Here is a 15,916-nt window from a genome sequence, read left to right as displayed (position 1 = left end):
TTTCACCTCGCGACGGTTTTTCACCGATCATCGCGCATTTTCCGTCGCAAGGGTTGCAGTTCTCGCCTGAGTCGTCAAATGTTCTTTGGTTAACGAAAACTTAACGAATGACCCGCTGCCGGCAACCTGTTGCTGGCCTTCACCATATTTTTCATATGCTTAAGACGATCCCGCGGCCTCCAGCGCCCGTCTCTGTACCCGCAGTTTTGCGGGTGCGGCCCAATATGGGCCGACCGTCCCGGCGCCCAACCCGGCGTCACCATCGGCCCTGACCGATGCGCGACTCGCAGATTTGCGACTGGAACCAAACCGCCGCTTTCCGCAAAACAGCATCCGCAGACCAGCCTAATTGCGGAGTGGGATGATGAAGCTGATAGCACTCAAGACGACAAAATCGCGCAAGGACGCAGCACTTCTCGATCAAATGTACCGGCTGCGGTCGCGTGTTTTCGCCGACCGTCTCGCCTGGAACGTGTCCAGGTCCAACGGGCGGGAGCGCGATCAATTCGACGAATTCGGGCCGACCTATATTCTTGCCCTATCGGATGGCGATGTGGTGATCGGCTGCGCACGGCTGCTGCCGGCCATCGGTCCTACCATGCTGCAGCAGGTCTTCCCGCAGCTTCTTTCGGCAGGACGGCTCGACGCCGATCCGGCCATGATCGAAAGCTCTCGTTTTTGCGTCGATACCGCGGGTTCCCGTGGGGCCAGGGAAGGGGGCCTGAGCGACGTCACGTTCGGCATGTTCGCAGGCATCCTCGAATGGTGCCTCCATCACGGTTACCGCGAAATCGCAACAGCCACCGATGTTCGCTTCGAGCGAATCTTGCGGCGCGCCGGCTGGCCGATGCAGCGCCTTGGTCAGCCGATCATGATCAACGAGACGCTGAGCGTGGCCGGCATCCTGCCGGTCAAGTGGGAGAACTTCGAACGGGTCCGACCGCACGCCTACCGCTCCGCATTCGGTGCGCGGCGCCAGCATGCGGCATAAGCAGGCAGCCGCGATGTCGATACCCAACCTGGCGCTGCCGCGCCTTATCCGCAAACTCGAAGACGCCCTTGGCGAGGAACTTTGCCTTGCCCTCAACGACCCGAGCGTCGTCGAAATCATGCTGAACCCCGACGGAAATCTGTTCGTGGAGCGTCTGGGACGCGGGATCGTCCATACCGGCCAAATGGACAAGCGCGCCGCCGAGGTCGCCATCGGCTGCGTTGCACACGTGTTGAATACCGAGGTGGGCGACCGAAAGCCGATCGTCTCCGGTGAACTGCCCCTTGGCGGCCATCGTTTCGAGGGCCTGCTGCCCCCGATCGTCCCCGCGCCGTGTTTTTCGATCCGCCGGCGGGCGGCGGGCGTCGCAGCGCATCCGGCTCGAAGACTATCTGACAAGCAGCGCCATGACGGCCGGTCAGGCCCTCATGATCCGCCAGGCGATAGATAAGCGGTGGAACATGGTCATCTGCGGGGGGACAGGGTCCGGCAAGACGACCCTGACCAATGCTGTCGTCGCAGCGATCGCCGAGCAGGCTCCGAACGACCGATTGGTCATTCTGGAGGACACGGTCGAGATCCAATGCGCCGCCAGCAACGCGGTCGCATTGCGCACAAGCGATCGTGTCGACATGGCGCAACTCCTGAAGAGCACGATGAGATTGCGGCCGGACAGGATCATCGTCGGCGAGGTTCGCGACGGCGCAGCGCTCACTCTGCTCAAGGCCTGGAACACGGGCCATCCCGGGGGCGTGGCGACCATCCATTCAAATACCGCGCAATCGGCGCTTCGACGGCTGGAGCAACTGACCGCCGAGGTGAGCAGGCAACCGGTACAAGCAGTCATAGGCGAGGCAGTCGACCTGATCATCTCGATCGATCGAACCCCAAAAGGCCGCCGCGTCAGCGACATCCTGCGCGTTCATGGATTTATAGGCGGCGAATATCAGCTCGAGACTCGTGGAGACCTGCAGCATGCGGCTTGAACGCTCGATAGACCTCGCCGCCATCGCGCTTGTATTGGCCTTCATCCTTGCCGACCCGGCTTGGGCAAGTTCGGGCGGCGGCCTGCCCTGGGAAGATCCTCTTCAACAAATCCAAGAATCGATCACCGGTCCGGTTGCCGGGTTTATCGCGCTTGCTGCTGTCGCAATCGCAGGCGGCATGTTGATCTTCGGCGGAGAACTCAACGACTTCGCACGCCGGCTCATGTACGTGGTGCTCGTTGCCGGCATTCTGCTTGGCGCGACCCAGATCGTCGCCCTTTTTGGCGCGACCGGCGCCTCTATCGGCATTGCCGATCACAAGCTGAAGGCCCGCGATGGCGAAGAGGGGAGGGCAGGTAATGGCGGTTGAGGCGACCACCTTGCAGCGCAATCCCATACATCGCGCGCTTTCGCGCCCCAACCTCCTGATGGGTGCGGACCGGGAACTGGTTCTGATCACGGGACTTGCGGCGATCATCCTGATCTTTGTCGTCCTGACGATCTATTCCGCGCTGTTCGGTGCGGCGCTGTGGACCGTCATCGTCGCAGCGTTGAGAATGATGGCAAAGGCCGATCCGCTGATGCGACGCGTGTATATCCGCCACATGGCCTACAGACCCTCCTACAGGGCCACGTCCTCCCCCTGGCGACGTTACTGAGGGGCAAAGATGGTATCCCTTCGCGCTTTCCGGCACACGGCGCCGTCCTTCGCCGATCTCGTCCCCTACGCAGGGCTTGTCGATAACGGGATCATCCTGCTCAAGGATGGCTCACTGATGGCCGGCTGGTATTTTGCCGGGCCTGATTCCGAAAGCTCCACCGATTTCGAACGGAACGAGGTGTCGCGCCAGATCAACGCCATATTGTCACGTCTCGGGTCCGGTTGGATGATCCAGGTGGAGGCGGTGCGACTCGCAACGGTCGACTACGCCTCGGCTGGGAAATCGCATTTCCCCGATCGGGTGACGCAGGCGATCGACGAGGAACGACGAGCCCACTTCGAGCGCGAGCAGGGGCATTTCGAAAGCCGTCATGCCATCATCGCCACCTATCGGCCGACCGAGCAGCGTCGATCGAGGCTCAGCAAGTACATCTATTCCGACGAAGACAGTCGAAAGCAATCCTATGCCGACACCGTGCTCTTCATCTTCCGCAATGCGATCCGGGAAGTCGAACAGTATCTCGCCAATATCATTTCCATCAGGCGAATGCTGACCCGGGAGACCGCCGAGCGCGGCGGCGCGTGCGTTGCTCGCTATGACGAACTGCTACAATTCGTCCGCTTTTGCGTGACGGGCGAGAACCACCCTGTCCGACTTCCCGATATCCCAATGTATATCGACTGGATCGTGACCGCCGAGCTTCAGCACGGTCTTGCTCCCAAGGTGGAGGACCGTTTTCTCGGCGTGGTGGCAATCGACGGCCTTCCATCCGAAAGCTGGCCGGGCATCCTGAACAGCCTGGATGCGATGCCGCTTGGCTATCGATGGTCGTCGCGCTTCATTTTCCTCGACGCCGAGGAGGCGAGGGTACGCCTTGAGCGGACCCGCAAGAAGTGGCTGCAGAAGGTTCGACCTTTCTTCGACCAACTTTTCCAGACGCAAAGCCGTTCGGTCGACCAGGACGCAATATCGATGGTCGCCGAGACCGAGGATGCAATCGCACAAGCATCGTCACAGCTCGTCGCTTATGGATATTACACGCCGGTCGTCGTGCTGTTCGACAACGATGCGGAACGACTTAACGAAAAGACGGAAGCGATCCGGCGTCTCATCCAGGCCGAGGGCTTTGGCGCACGAATCGAGACGCTGAATGCGACCGACGCCTATTTGGGGAGCCTGCCTGGAAACTGGTATTGCAACATTCGCGAGCCGCTGATCAACACGCGCAATCTCTCCGATCTCATCCCGCTCAACTCCGTCTGGTCCGGAAATCCGCAGGCACCTTGCCCGTTTTACCCACCCGATTCACCACCGCTGATGCAGGTCGCGACCGGCTCGACGCCCTTTCGGCTCAACCTTCATGTCGATGACGTCGGCCATACCCTGGTGTTCGGTCCGACCGGCTCAGGAAAGTCGACGCTCCTTGCGCTGATCGCTGCACAGTTCCGCCGCTACGAGAACGCCCAGATCTTCGCCTTCGACAAAGGCCGTTCGATGCTGCCGCTGACACTTGCTTGCGGCGGCGATCACTACGAGATCGGCGGCGACGAAGACACCGGGCTCTCCTTTTGCCCGCTGTCCGAACTGTCGTCGGACGGCGATCGTGCCTGGGCGTCCGAGTGGATCGAAAGCTTGGTGGCGATGCAGGGCATTTCGATCACGCCCGATCACCGCAACGCCATCTCCCGCCAGATCGGCCTGATGGACGGGGCTCCGGGTCGGTCGATCTCGGATTTCGTCAGTGGCGTTCAGATGCGCGAGATCAAGGATGCTCTCCATCACTACACCGTCGACGGCCCGATGGGCCAGTTGCTCGATGCCGAGACCGACGGCCTCGCACTGGGGCTATTTCAGACGTTTGAAATCGAGCAGGTCATGAACATGGGCGAGCGCAATCTCGTGCCGGTGCTCACCTATCTCTTCCGCCGCATCGAAAAACGCCTCACCGGCGCGCCAAGCCTCATCGTCCTCGACGAGGCCTGGCTGATGCTCGGTCATCCCGTGTTCCGCGACAAAATCCGGGAATGGCTCAAGGTGCTGCGCAAAGCCAATTGCGCGGTGTTGCTTGCCACCCAGTCGATCTCGGATGCCGAACGCTCTGGCATCATCGACGTCCTGAAAGAGAGCTGCCCAACGAAAATCTGCCTGCCGAATGGGGCAGCCCGCGAGACCGGGACCCGCGATTTCTATGAGCGGATCGGCTTTAACCGACGGCAGATCGAGATCGTCGCGACCGCCATACCGAAACGGGAATATTACGTCGCGTCACCCGAAGGGCGCCGCCTGTTCGACATGGCTCTTGGCCCGCTGACGCTGTCGTTCGTGGGCGCCTCGAGTAAGGACGACTTGAAGCACATCCGTGCGCTTCATGAAGAACATGGCCCTGAATGGCCGCTGCACTGGCTCCACAAAAGAGGGATCAAGGATGCTGCATCGCTTCTCAAAGACGCATAGGCTTCTGATGGTCGCAGCCCTGTCAAGCGCGCTCGTTCTGCCTGATCCTGCAAACGCCGGCAGCGCGACGGGCGCTGCAACGGAATGGACACAACTTGCCAACAATGCCGAGCTGATCAAGTTGCTCGAAAGCTCCGGCGTCCAGGTCGAAAACCAGCTTACCCAGATCAGCCAGCTCGCCGAGCAGATCCAGAACCAGCTGAAAATCTACCAAAACATGCTGCAGAATACAGCGCAGCTGCCCAACCACATCTGGGGCGAAGTCGAGAGCGACCTCAAGCGCCTGCAGAGTGTCGTCTCGCAAGGGCAGGGGATCGCGTTTTCCATGGGCAACGCCGACGATATCCTCAAACAGCGCTTCCCGAGCTATGCGGATCTCAAGACCAGTCTGTCGGACGGGACGAGCTTCTCCTCGACCTATCAGTCTTGGTCCGACACCAACCGTGACACGATCGCGGGCAGTTTGAACGCCGCAAGCCTGACGGCGGACCAGTTCGAGACCGAAGAATCCACCATGGCCTCACTCCGCTCGATGTCCCAAAGCGCGGATGGGCAGATGAGGGCCCTGCAGGTCGGCCACCAGATCGCGGCGCAGCAGGTCGCCCAGATGCAGAAGCTGCGCGGTCTACTTTCCCAGCAAATGACGATGATGGGCACCTGGCTGCAGGCAAACCAGACCGACAAGGACCTGGCGCAGAAGAGAAGAGAGAAGTTTTTCGAACCCGCGGGAAGAGGAATCCCAGATGGACAAATGATGGAGCCGCGCTGGTGAGCCCTGTCGCGATCATTGCCTTCCGTGTGGGTACGGTTGGAGTGGCCACCGCAGCGGTCCTCATCATGGTGGATACACATTCCCATCCTGCCTCGACGACCGCGACAGCCGCCGAACAACGCCTGAGGATTTCTTTAAGCCGTTGACGAAACGGAATCTGAGGCAAGGACAGGAGATGCGGACAAGGTGGTAAACTCAGGACGAACACTCGGATTGATCATGCTTGCGATCGGCCTTGCGATCGTGGCGGTAGGGCCAGCCTTCGCCCAGCAAGGATCGGTGCTCTCGACGTTGGAAAACCAGGTGGTTAGTGCCGCGAAGGATTGGGAGTCGACGGTGTCACGGGCAGCTCGGTCGCTCTTTTGGATACTGGCTGGGATAGAAATTGGAATAGCAGCCGTATGGCTGGCGCTGCAAGCTGCGTCACTGGATAGTTGGTTCGCGGAACTCGTTCGCCGGATCATGTTCGTCGGTCTCTTCGCCTTTATCCTGGATCGGGGACCAGCCCTCGCCAAAGCGGTGGTGGACAGCCTATACCAGTTGGGCGCGGAAGGTGGCTCCGCTTCTCCGGCCGCGATCTTCGACGCTGGCATAGAGGTCGCGGACAAAATGTCCGAACAGGTTCAGTTCGGCCTCTTTGAGGACAACTCTCTGGCTATTGCCGCCGTCTTCGCCATGGTTGTTGTCGTCATCGCGTTCTCGCTCGTCGCCGCGGTGTTCGTCGCTGTCATCGTCGAAATGTATGTAGGCTTGTTGGCCGGCATGATCATGCTTGGATTAGGTGGTTCATCCTTCACCAAGGACTTCGCGGTCAAATATCTCGTCTATGCGTTTTCAGTCGGTATGAAGCTGATGGCACTGGTAATGATTGCGCGCATCGGCTCGGAGGTTCTCATCGGCTTGGCCGAGGTGTCGGTCGCGGCTGAACAGCAACTCATCACCAGCTTGGCGATCGCTGGCCTATCAGTTGTCGTCTTCATGATATCAATCTACGTCCCAAACATTCTGCAGGGTGTCGTCCAAGGCGTCTCCGTCAGCGGCGGCATGGAGGTGATCCGCCATGGCGGGCAGGCGGGATCATTCGCACTGGGCGCAGGGATTCTAGCTGGCGGTGGCGCCAGCGCGGGCTTTGCCGCCGCGCGTGCTGCGCGTGCCGAGGGTGCGTCCATAGCGGGCGCTGCCTTGCGCGGTGTTGGTGCGGGATTGAGCGCGACGGGCGAAGCGGTCGGATCCGCGGCCAAGGAAAAGGCGATCGGCTCACCCGGCGCCCATGCCAGCTCTCTTCTTGGCCTCGCCAATGCGAAACTCGATCAGGCGCAGGCACGCGGCGGTTTACGCCCGTCGCCGCTCCGCGACGACAAAAAATAATCACCGCAAGGATCGGTCGATGGCAATGCAACGCGCCCCTGAGAACCCATATCTCGCCGCCGGGCAGGAATGGAACGAACGATATGGTTCCTATGTCAGGGCGGCGGCGGCCTGGCGCGTTGTCGGCATGATCGCACTGGCAATGGCCGTGATCGGCTTCGTCTATGCGCTCTATTTGAGCACGCAGGTCAAACTCGTCCCCTATATCGTCGAGGTCGACAAGCTTGGGACCTCGGTCAGCGCGGGTTTTCCTCAGCAGATCGAATATGCCGACCCGCGGGTGGTTCGCGCCACGCTCGGTGGCTTCGTCACGAGCTTCCGGTCGGTGACGCCAGACGCCGTCGTTCAAAAGCAATACATCGATCGGACGTATGCGCTGCTTCGGACATCCGATCCGTCGACCGAGAAAATCAACGCCTGGTTCCGCGGCAATTCGCCGTTCGAGAAAGCCAAGAACGCGACAGTTGCGATCGAAGTCAGCAACATCGTCGCCCTCTCCAACCAGTCCTACCAGATCGACTGGACGGAGTTCGAGCGCGATCGGAAGGGAAAGGAAACCGGAACACGCCGATACCGCGGGATTGCGACCGTTACGCTGACGGCACCACAGGACGAGGGCGTGATCAGGCTTAATCCGATCGGTCTTTATCTGAAAGACTTCGAGTGGACCGCGCAGCTTTGAGGACAGGGATACGTCGATGAGAAGAGCAACATATCTCGCGGCCCTTGGCTGCGCCTGGGTCGTCGTCTTTGCGACAGACGAAGCCAAGGCGCAGAGCATGACCGCAAACGAAGCAAAGGGCGCGAACCTCTCAGGAAAGTGGCGCGGGGGCACGGGGCTCGTCACCAAGGGGGCGGATGGAAAGGTCATCTTCCTGTTTGGAGAAACTCAGCCGTCGGTGGTGTGTTCGCCGCTGCAGGTCTGCGACATCGAGCTTCAGGGCGGCGAGGTCGTTCGCGATGTGCTTGTCGGCGACACCGTTCGATGGAAGGTCGAACCGGCAACGTCCGGCGCCGCGGGCGGCCAGGCGATCCACCTCATCGTCAAACCGTCGGAACCAGGCCTCGTCACCTCCATGGTGGTGACGACCTCGCGCCGGACCTATCATATCCAGCTCAAATCACACACGAGCCAGTACATGGCGCGCGTCGGCTTCGACTATCCGGAGGATGTGTCGAGCAAGCTTGCCGATGTCAACGCCCGTCTCGAAGCTGGAAGGACGCCGGGAGCAGGCGTCCCGTCGGAGCAATTGACCTTCGCCTATTCGGTTAGCGGCAAAGCCTCGTGGAAGCCCATGCGCGTCTATTCGGACGGCCTGAAGACCTACATCCAGTTTCCCCGCTCGATCGCCGGTCAGGACGCGCCGGTGCTTTTTGTCGTCTCAGGCGGCCAAAATCGGGTCGTCAACTACCGTATGAAGAACGACATGATGGTAGTGGACTATAATATCGACCGCGCGGTTCTCATCTCCGGTGTTGGAAAGCACAAACAGAAGATCACCATTCGCAGGGGAGGGTGACCATGCGAAGCCTCCTACTATCCGTCATCGGGTGCCTGCTTGCAGGCTGCACGACCGCCACCGACGGCCCTACCGCTAGCTCAGTCTCGCGCGACCTCTCCGACCCTGCCGCCAGTGCGATCGCAGGCGACATGGTCGGTCGGCTTGCGGAACAGGTGGGCCCGGGGATCAACAAGGTCAAATGGAACGAGGACGCCACGCCCTTCGGGCAGGCCATGGAAGCCGCCCTGAAGGCATGGGGCTACGAGGTCGTGACGGAGCAGAAGCTCGACGAGACGAAACGCATGGTCGCGCTAACCTATGGCGTCGACGACCTTGAGGGGCAGGCGCTTGTTTCGATATCGGCAGGTTCGATTGAACTCGCGCGGGCTTACGCCACTAGCGCGACCGGCGCATCGCCGGCCAGCCCCGTCTCTGTCAGGCGCAATTAGGGGAGGAGAGGGGGGTGGTCCAATCGCTTCAGCTTGGCGGCGCTTCAAACAAGGACAGCAGCAACAAGCGGCTGAACCGCATCCCGATCATCATCGCCATCGCCCTGATCGTGCTCTTTCTCGGCGTGATCAGCTACGGTCTTTCGTCCCGCGGGTTTTATTTTCAAGGGGCGGATGGCATTGGTCAGACCTCGAATGCGTCGGCCTCCACTTATGCCGATCAGCTGAAGCGAGGCGTCAAGGATGCCATCATCGGCGATCCCGAGCAGACACAGATCTATCAGCCGGCACCGGTCAGCAACAGGCAAGAGGAGAAGTCGCAACACACGGTCGAAACCGAAAAGACCGAAAGGGCGCGCAATAAGCCCGGTCTCGAGCCGGAGGAAGAATGGCTTGCCCGCCTCGGGCGTGAGCAGAAAGAGCAATTCCTGCGGGAGCGCCATCGCCAGCAAATGGCAAGTCTTCAAGCCAAAGCCGCAGCACTTGATTCACCACTTGCCGTCGATGTCAGTCTAAAGGATCTTTCCGCCGCCGATACGACGCAGGCGAATACCCAAAGCGCAAAAACACCTGGCGGGGCCTCAGACCTGTACGCCGCGGCGATGCAGGCAGGACTTTCAGGGCAAAACGGCGATCCCAACATGCAGTCAGCGAAAGAATCATTCTTCAACCAAGACATCAAGGATCTCGGCTATCTGCCGAACAAGGTGGTGCCTCAGATTTCACGCTACGAGCTGAAACGCGGTTCGGTCATCCCCGCCACGCTGATTACCGGCATAAGCTCCGATCTTCCGGGGCGGATTACCGCCCAGACAAGCCAGAATGTCTACGACAGCGCCACCGGCCACCAGTTGCTCGTCCCGCAAGGTGCCAAGCTCTTTGGCCGCTACGATCACAAGATCTCTTTCGGTCAGTCGCGCGTGCTGGTCGTGTGGACCGATATCATCTTTCCCAACGGCTCGACCCTTCAGCTCGGCGGCATGGCGGGGACCGACGCTGAAGGCTACGGCGGCTTTCGAGACCAAGTCGACCGACATTACCTTCAAACGTTCGGTTCGGCGGTTCTCATCGCTCTTATCGGCACAGGGGTCGATATGGCCATGCCGGAGAGTTCGACGGAGGATACCGCCTCGGACGCTGCCCGGCGGAATTTCGCGGATGTTTTCGGACGGTTATCCGAACGGAGCGTGGGCAAAAACCTCGACGTCCAGCCGACACTTCAAATCAGACCCGGCTACAAGTTCAACGTGCTGGTCGACCAGGACGTCGTTTTCCCAGGCCCTTATCGCAACTGATCTATACGCGCGCCAGCTAGGCCCGTCAGATCAGCCCGAACCGGCTTGCGACCGCCACGGCCTGTTTCTGGGTGTAGACGCCAAGCTTGGCCTTTACCCGATCGAGGTCCCAGCGCACGGTGTGATAGGTCAGGCCCGTCACATCGGCGATGGAGTGCATCGGAAGGCCTTCGGCCGCCCATCGCAGGCAAAGCGCCTCGCGATCGGAAAAGATGAAGTCCGGTCTTTGGGTCGGCGTGGTCGTACCCTGGAGCCGGGCATGGATCAGTGCCGCCGCGCCAGCTGCGCCGACCGTGTCGAGATCGTCCGGTCCCGAGGTCTCCAGGTGCCTGGCTGAGGCCAGCGTCAAGATGGCAAACTGGCCAAACCCCGTCCAGATGGGGATCGACAGACCTGACCGAATCCCGAATTCAGCCGCGGTATCGTAGAATTCCTTGATGCCATCGTCCGCGCGCCGGCGTTCGAAATCGGCTGACCACCTGAAAGCCCGCCTCAGTCGCTTGGCTGCGGTCACCACAGGATCGATGGCCATATAAGAACGGGAGAAATAGAGCGATTGCCATTCCTTTTGGTAGGTTGAAACGGCAAAGCTCTTTGCGGTATGGAGATTAAGGTAGGCAAACCGCTCAAATCCATGCGCTCGAGCAACGTCGCTCAATGCCGTCTTGAGGGAATGTTCGTTGGCGGCGGCGACCGTCGCGTCGATCAATCTGTCGAAAAGCGAACTTCCATGCATGGGATCACGTGCTCCCTGGAAATCTGACTGGCGGCCCGGGCAAGGCATCGGCGATGGCGTTCAGCAATGAGTATGTTCCTTGGTGATTTTCAAACTCAAACTGGACGTATTTGCGTGACGTCTGCGCTGATCGGTTTAGATGTGTCACAAATGTCCTGCAACCTGTTGGCGCCCCGAGCAACAAAACTTAATAATGTCGCTGTCTCGCCCCAAGCAGGCCGCGACGAGCTTGCGGCGCCCGCGGACAGCACCGTCCTCTGAAAATTCTCACGTGCCACTTCGAAAACGAGAACGAATGATACAGGGATTTCGATATACCGGCGGCTTGCAACGTTTCATCTCAGTCTTTTCAGCAGTCCGAAATCTCTTCGTCCCGCCGCACCAGAAACGCTCAGCCCTCGCCATCCACCTTCATCGGAAGCGGACGCCATTGTGAGGGCAAACGAAAAACCAGGCACCGCACACTGAAACGTTCGCGCCACTTCATGCTCGTTCACAGAGCCGGGCTCACGCCCGCCCTTACGTGCCTGGAACGTTTGCAGTTGTAGTAGCACAGGCCCGCGGTTGGGGCTTGCTTCGGGGATGGTGTGCTGGGTACTTGATCAGTTCGCCGATGGCGATCATGTGGAATTCGACCACTAGTATGCGGGCTCAGGTCGTTTGGCAAATCAACCGTGTTGCCGATTGCCAGCAGCTGAAATCCGCCGTCGGCTGGTCCCCCTATGAGTTTCGCTTGATCCCGTTGCTACGTGAATTCGATTTCAAATCAGGTAGTTGCTTACCTGGTAATGCGTACTTGCCGCGCAGGCCGGACCTTGCACAGGGGTTTTTATTTGTTTGCTGCGCAGTACATATAGACATTTTCGCGGATATGCGGCATAAGGGTAATATTTGCTGCGCAGGGAATATCTTTGGAACAGTCCATAGCTTTCGATATGTTGAGTGAGTTGACGGCTAGCCTCACGGAGGCAGGCGGGGAAATCACGTCCCAGCCCATGTTTGAGCCGCAGATGGGAAACTCTCACGCAGATTTCCTTATAGATGCGCGATTTTTTGATGCGCCTCTCAAACTTGTTGTCGAGGTCAAAAGATCAGCTTTTCCAAGAGACGTCAGGGAAGCAATCTGGCAGCTGAAGAAATACATTGCCGCCATGCCGCCAGGCAATTCCAGAGTTCTCCCCTTATTGATGGCCAATACCATTTCCCCAGGTGCACGTGCACTCCTGCGCGAGGAGAAGGTCGGTTATTTCGATCGTAGCGGCAGTCTCTATCTTTCGGCCGACAATCTCTTTGTTCTCGTCGAAAAGCCAGCCTCGAAGCAGCAGGCTCGATCGCTCAACAATCTGTTCGTTGGAAGTCGCGCACAGGCCCTCCATGCCGTCTGGACATTTAAGGACCAATGGTTCGGTGTGCATGAACTGGCCGAGCGGGCATCCGTATCTCCGACAACGGCATCCCAGGTTCTTATCGATCTAGAGCGCCGCGAATGGGTGAGCTCCAAGGGTGCCGGTCCATCGAAGGAAAGGATACTCTCCAATCCGCGCGCGCTACTTGACGAGTGGTCTTCCTATGTCGCTTCGATCAAGCCGAAGCCGCTCCGCTCGTACTATATGCGGATGACCAATATCGATGAGGCGATCCATGAGATTGACCGCATCTGCGATGAGACGGGAGTTCGCTACGAAATTTCCGGGCTCATGGCCGGGCAGATCCATGCACCGCACCTCTCGAAAATATCCCAAATCCATTGTCGCATCGATCATGGCGGCGAAAGCCTTCTTCGAAAACTGGGAGCAAAGGCCGTCAAAGAGGGTTGGAATCTGGGAGTTATAGACTCTAATCCACGGCATGACTTTCTGTTTCGCCAACGGGTCGGTCATGTCTGGGTCACAGATCCACTTCAAACTTACCTCGACCTCCTGCAGCTTGACAGCGGTCGCTCGAAGGAACTGGCCGACCATCTTCGGCTGACAAAACTCGCGGTACCCGAATGACAAAGCCCCAGATACTGACTGAATACAGTGCCGATGTTACCCGCGACTGCGAGCGCGTCCTGGTTACGCTCTTCAGCGGCCTCGGCCCCTGGCGTGATTCCGTCTTTCTGGTCGGTGGGCTTGCACCGCGCTACATCGTCACCAAGAGGCCGCCTGACGTCCCGCCTCATGCAGGAACCGGCGATATCGATGTCGTCGTCGATCTGTCGATCCTCGCCGACACAGAGGCATACCGGACGCTCGAGCAGAACCTCAAAAAAATGGGTTTCGAGCGTGCGCGAAATGACAAGGGCAATAAGGTCAACTGGCGTTGGCAGACCATGACCGAGCACGGCATTCTCGTCATTCTGGAGTTCTTGGCAGACGATCCGAAGCTCCGGGGTGGCGCATTGCAGGAACTGCCGACGGAAGGAAATGTTTCTGCGGTGAATATCCCTCACGCGTCGCTCGTGTTCGGGCACCACGATCGGATGGAAGTCACCGCTGATCTGTTGGGTGAAAAAGGCCGCTCGACAGAATCCATCCCCTACGCCGATATCGTGGCATTCACATGCCTCAAGGTGTTTGCCTTTGATCACCGGCGTGAGCGCAAAGATGCGCACGATCTCGTCTACTGCCTCGAACACGGAGAAGGCGGGCTCGCCGGTGCAATCGCCAAATTCCAAGAGGCTCTGAAGGGAAGCGATCGGGAGGTCATCGAACGTGCACTGACGATTTGCTCACCCGTTTTTGTGATCCGGAGCCAGACGAAGGCTACCTGCGCGAAGGCAACGTTGCCGTGGCGCAGTTCGAAATTGAAGGTGCTGCAGACGACACGGAAATCAGAGAAGCCCGGATTTTGCGCCAGCGTGCCGTCAATGACCTCATGCTCGAGTTTTTAAGCGCGCTTGATATGGCGTTCAAGTGATGCTCGGAGCGCGGGATCTCGTTACTTGGATGAAGTTATCAGGTGTAGGCCTCTCACATCGTTCAAGGAGGGCATTTTGCACGGCTCGATGATCGTTGTCTTCGATAGCCCCAACCTCTCGCCCTGGCTGCCCAGGCTGCTGGTATCGTCGCCGGACGCTGCCGTCGACGCAGCATTGACAGTATCGGCGCAACCGTCGTGCTGGAGCACGACGCCGATGCTGCTATCAACGCGGGAAAGCTGACCTATATCTTGCAAGAGTATGAAGTTGAAGCGATCCCGGTTCACATCGTCCATCTTACCCGAAACAACATGCCTTTAAAGCGACGTCGGTTCATTGACTTCGGCCTAAGCTGCGAGAAGCGCTTGGTGAATTTGGGCGCGTTCCTCAGATAGAATAGCGGCCGCCCGCTCAGTTCCCTGCCCGTTGTGTAAGACGAGTCTTCGCTTGCTAGAAACAGCACAGTCTTTGCGAATTCGGCCGGCTCGCCGAAGCGCTCAGAGCGATCTTCTAGGCGATTGCGGGCGACAGTGTAAGCATTTAGCCGATTTCAGTGACAGGCCGTAGGTTCTGATCTCTTCAAGGCGAAGAAGCTGGTCCGGCATCCGCTCGATGCCAACTGCGGTTCACGCTCAACGACCGCTTTGCGCCCTCGTGTTGGCCCCCGGGAGCCGACATTGGCGATGACCTAAAGTTCATAGTCGCGCCACAAGCAGCCATTCCCGCAAGATCTGTGTGAGTCACGCCCTACTCGCCGGAACGCTCAGCCACCGATTACGGGGCTTTCCGACGGACCGACGTACCTCGCTCAGCTGGCGCCCGTGAGTGCAGACCGCAGGGCCGGCTCGCGCCAGTACGTCTCGACGTAACGCCGCGGCGCTTAAGCACTGCCGTGTGTGGACGCATCCTTGCCGTCGCCCTCTCTAACCGAGGCGTAAAATCGGCCGCCGGTGCAACAGTCTGAGGCCAGATAAAAGCCTTGTCCGGGCGTTGATGAAACAACGTGACATCGCCCCCTAACCGAAGAGCACTTACCCCGGCAAATTCGCTATCCATCGGCTTCAACAACCGCGGCAAAGAAATAGCCACCCATCCGCACGGTCTTGATGAGGATGGGGTTGTGGGGATTGTCCTCGATCTTGTGGCGCAAGCGACTGATGTGGACGTCGATGCTCCGTTCAATCGGGCCGGCCAGGCCTGCGTGAGTGGAGGCAAGCAATTCTTCCCGGCTGAGTATCCTGCCGGGGTTTTGACAAAAGACGACGAGCAGGTCGAACTCGGCCGCCGTCACCTCAACCACTGTCCCATCCGGTCGTCGCAATGCGCGTTGCCATGAGTCGAGGCGCCACCCATTGAATCGGAAGGGCTTTGACAGGCTATGTATCACGCGATCACGTGATGCCCGTCGCAACACGCTGCGGATCCGGGCAATCATTTCCCTGGTCCCGAAGGGACTGGAAATGCAATCATCGGCTCCGCTTTCGAAAGCGGCAAGGATGATGTCCTCACGCCCTTGCGCAACGACTGCGATGATCGGGATCGTGCTGACGGCGCGGATTTGCCGGCACAGACGAAGCGCATCTTCGGCCCGGACGACGGCGTCGAGGATCATCAAATCAAAGAGGTGCCGGCTGATGAGGGCACGCGCCCGCGCAAAGGTGACAGTCGTAGCCACCATGCCCTTGTGGATAATCGCTTCCGATAGCATCTGCCCGACGTCCCCGCCTCCAGCCGCGATCACGATCTCCGTTTTCTTCTCTCGATGCGGTTTTCCGGTGCCCGATCCCACTCCCGCCGTC

Annotated in this window: 13 protein-coding genes and 3 pseudogenes; 14 read left to right on the top strand and 2 right to left on the bottom strand. The window is 59.3% G+C overall.

The window, feature by feature from the left end:
• Positions 1 to 364 precede the first annotated feature (364 nt).
• From traI to trbI, 11 genes and pseudogenes are all read left to right on the top strand, one after another.
• A complete protein-coding gene (gene traI / locus AC25BC_RS32820; RefSeq protein WP_020487172.1) occupies positions 365 to 991 on the top strand; it encodes an acyl-homoserine-lactone synthase in 627 nt (208 codons plus the stop codon).
• Between the two features lie 13 nt (positions 992 to 1,004).
• Positions 1,005 to 1,977, top strand: a pseudogene (gene trbB, locus AC25BC_RS32815) (P-type conjugative transfer ATPase TrbB).
• Positions 1,967 to 2,347, top strand: coding sequence for a TrbC/VirB2 family protein (locus tag AC25BC_RS32810; protein ID WP_012760239.1), 381 nt, complete (start codon positions 1,967 to 1,969; stop codon positions 2,345 to 2,347). The pseudogene trbB and the gene AC25BC_RS32810 overlap by 11 nt, the downstream one beginning before the upstream one ends.
• A complete protein-coding gene (locus tag AC25BC_RS32805; RefSeq protein ID WP_012760240.1) occupies positions 2,337 to 2,636 on the top strand; it encodes a conjugal transfer protein TrbD in 300 nt (99 codons plus the stop codon). The genes AC25BC_RS32810 and AC25BC_RS32805 overlap by 11 nt, the downstream gene beginning before the upstream one ends.
• 9 nt (positions 2,637 to 2,645) lie before the next feature.
• Positions 2,646 to 5,093 (top strand): conjugal transfer protein TrbE, encoded by a 2,448-nt coding sequence (locus tag AC25BC_RS32800; RefSeq protein WP_017997450.1) that lies wholly within the window; start codon positions 2,646 to 2,648, stop codon positions 5,091 to 5,093.
• On the top strand, positions 5,065 to 5,865 hold the full coding sequence (gene trbJ / locus AC25BC_RS32795; RefSeq protein ID WP_128439448.1) for a P-type conjugative transfer protein TrbJ: 801 nt from the start codon (positions 5,065 to 5,067) through the stop codon (positions 5,863 to 5,865). The genes AC25BC_RS32800 and trbJ overlap by 29 nt, the downstream gene beginning before the upstream one ends.
• A 219-nt stretch (positions 5,866 to 6,084) precedes the next feature.
• On the top strand, positions 6,085 to 7,233 hold the full coding sequence (trbL, locus tag AC25BC_RS32790; protein WP_050563565.1) for a P-type conjugative transfer protein TrbL: 1,149 nt from the start codon (positions 6,085 to 6,087) through the stop codon (positions 7,231 to 7,233).
• 19 nt (positions 7,234 to 7,252) lie between these two features.
• Positions 7,253 to 7,915 (top strand): conjugal transfer protein TrbF, encoded by a 663-nt coding sequence (locus AC25BC_RS32785; protein WP_128439447.1) that lies wholly within the window; start codon positions 7,253 to 7,255, stop codon positions 7,913 to 7,915.
• Between the two features lie 16 nt (positions 7,916 to 7,931).
• Positions 7,932 to 8,753: a P-type conjugative transfer protein TrbG gene (trbG, locus tag AC25BC_RS32780; RefSeq protein ID WP_128439446.1), complete on the top strand. Its 822-nt coding sequence runs from the start codon at positions 7,932 to 7,934 to the stop codon at positions 8,751 to 8,753.
• 2 nt (positions 8,754 to 8,755) lie between these two features.
• Positions 8,756 to 9,184, top strand: a complete 429-nt coding sequence (gene trbH / locus AC25BC_RS32775; protein WP_017997453.1) for a conjugal transfer protein TrbH — start codon at positions 8,756 to 8,758, stop codon at positions 9,182 to 9,184.
• Positions 9,185 to 9,198: 14 nt separating this feature from the next.
• The gene (gene trbI, locus AC25BC_RS32770; RefSeq protein WP_128439445.1) at positions 9,199 to 10,479 is read left to right on the top strand and encodes an IncP-type conjugal transfer protein TrbI; all 1,281 of its coding nucleotides are present in this window, start codon (positions 9,199 to 9,201) and stop codon (positions 10,477 to 10,479) included.
• 25 nt (positions 10,480 to 10,504) lie between these two features.
• Here trbI and AC25BC_RS32765 read toward each other — a convergent pair whose 3' ends face one another.
• Positions 10,505 to 11,215 carry an autoinducer binding domain-containing protein gene (locus tag AC25BC_RS32765; RefSeq protein WP_012760249.1) on the bottom strand — a complete coding sequence of 237 codons (711 nt, stop codon included), beginning with the start codon at positions 11,213 to 11,215 and terminating at the stop codon, positions 10,505 to 10,507.
• Between the two features lie 256 nt (positions 11,216 to 11,471).
• On the opposite strand from AC25BC_RS32765, the pseudogene AC25BC_RS32760 reads away from it, so the two are divergent.
• From AC25BC_RS32760 to AC25BC_RS32750, 3 genes and pseudogenes are all read left to right on the top strand, one after another.
• Positions 11,472 to 11,651 (top strand): annotated as a pseudogene (locus tag AC25BC_RS32760) (IS6 family transposase); the annotation flags it as partial.
• A gap of 559 nt (positions 11,652 to 12,210) precedes the next feature.
• A complete protein-coding gene (locus tag AC25BC_RS32755; RefSeq protein WP_017997455.1) occupies positions 12,211 to 13,209 on the top strand; it encodes a hypothetical protein in 999 nt (332 codons plus the stop codon).
• Positions 13,206 to 14,116, top strand: a pseudogene (locus AC25BC_RS32750) (antitoxin). Before AC25BC_RS32755 ends, AC25BC_RS32750 begins: the two are co-directional and overlap by 4 nt.
• Positions 14,117 to 15,165: 1,049 nt before the next feature.
• Here the strand turns inward: AC25BC_RS32750 and AC25BC_RS32745 are convergent.
• Positions 15,166 to 15,906, bottom strand: coding sequence for a response regulator transcription factor (locus AC25BC_RS32745; RefSeq protein ID WP_020487174.1), 741 nt, complete (start codon positions 15,904 to 15,906; stop codon positions 15,166 to 15,168).
• Between the last annotated feature and the right edge of the window lie 10 nt (positions 15,907 to 15,916).

This window comes from Rhizobium sp. WSM409 (genome assembly GCF_057653825.1).
Note: the sequence above shows the minus strand (reverse complement) of the source record. Positions and strands in the feature narration are given on the sequence as shown.

Excerpts from the sequence above, each read along its gene's own strand:
- AC25BC_RS32810 (WP_012760239.1), top strand. The coding sequence starts at position 1,967 with ATGCGGCTTGAACGCTCGATAGACCTCGCCGCCATCGCGCTTGTATTG.
- AC25BC_RS32765 (WP_012760249.1), bottom strand. The coding sequence starts at position 11,215 with ATGCATGGAAGTTCGCTTTTCGACAGATTGATCGACGCGACGGTCGCC.
- trbG (WP_128439446.1), top strand. The coding sequence starts at position 7,932 with ATGAGAAGAGCAACATATCTCGCGGCCCTTGGCTGCGCCTGGGTCGTC.
- traI (WP_020487172.1), top strand. The coding sequence starts at position 365 with ATGAAGCTGATAGCACTCAAGACGACAAAATCGCGCAAGGACGCAGCA.
- trbJ (WP_128439448.1), top strand. The coding sequence starts at position 5,065 with ATGCTGCATCGCTTCTCAAAGACGCATAGGCTTCTGATGGTCGCAGCC.
- trbL (WP_050563565.1), top strand. The coding sequence starts at position 6,085 with ATGCTTGCGATCGGCCTTGCGATCGTGGCGGTAGGGCCAGCCTTCGCC.
- trbH (WP_017997453.1), top strand. The coding sequence starts at position 8,756 with ATGCGAAGCCTCCTACTATCCGTCATCGGGTGCCTGCTTGCAGGCTGC.
- AC25BC_RS32755 (WP_017997455.1), top strand. The coding sequence starts at position 12,211 with ATGTTTGAGCCGCAGATGGGAAACTCTCACGCAGATTTCCTTATAGAT.
- AC25BC_RS32800 (WP_017997450.1), top strand. The coding sequence starts at position 2,646 with ATGGTATCCCTTCGCGCTTTCCGGCACACGGCGCCGTCCTTCGCCGAT.
- AC25BC_RS32805 (WP_012760240.1), top strand. The coding sequence starts at position 2,337 with ATGGCGGTTGAGGCGACCACCTTGCAGCGCAATCCCATACATCGCGCG.
- AC25BC_RS32785 (WP_128439447.1), top strand. The coding sequence starts at position 7,253 with ATGGCAATGCAACGCGCCCCTGAGAACCCATATCTCGCCGCCGGGCAG.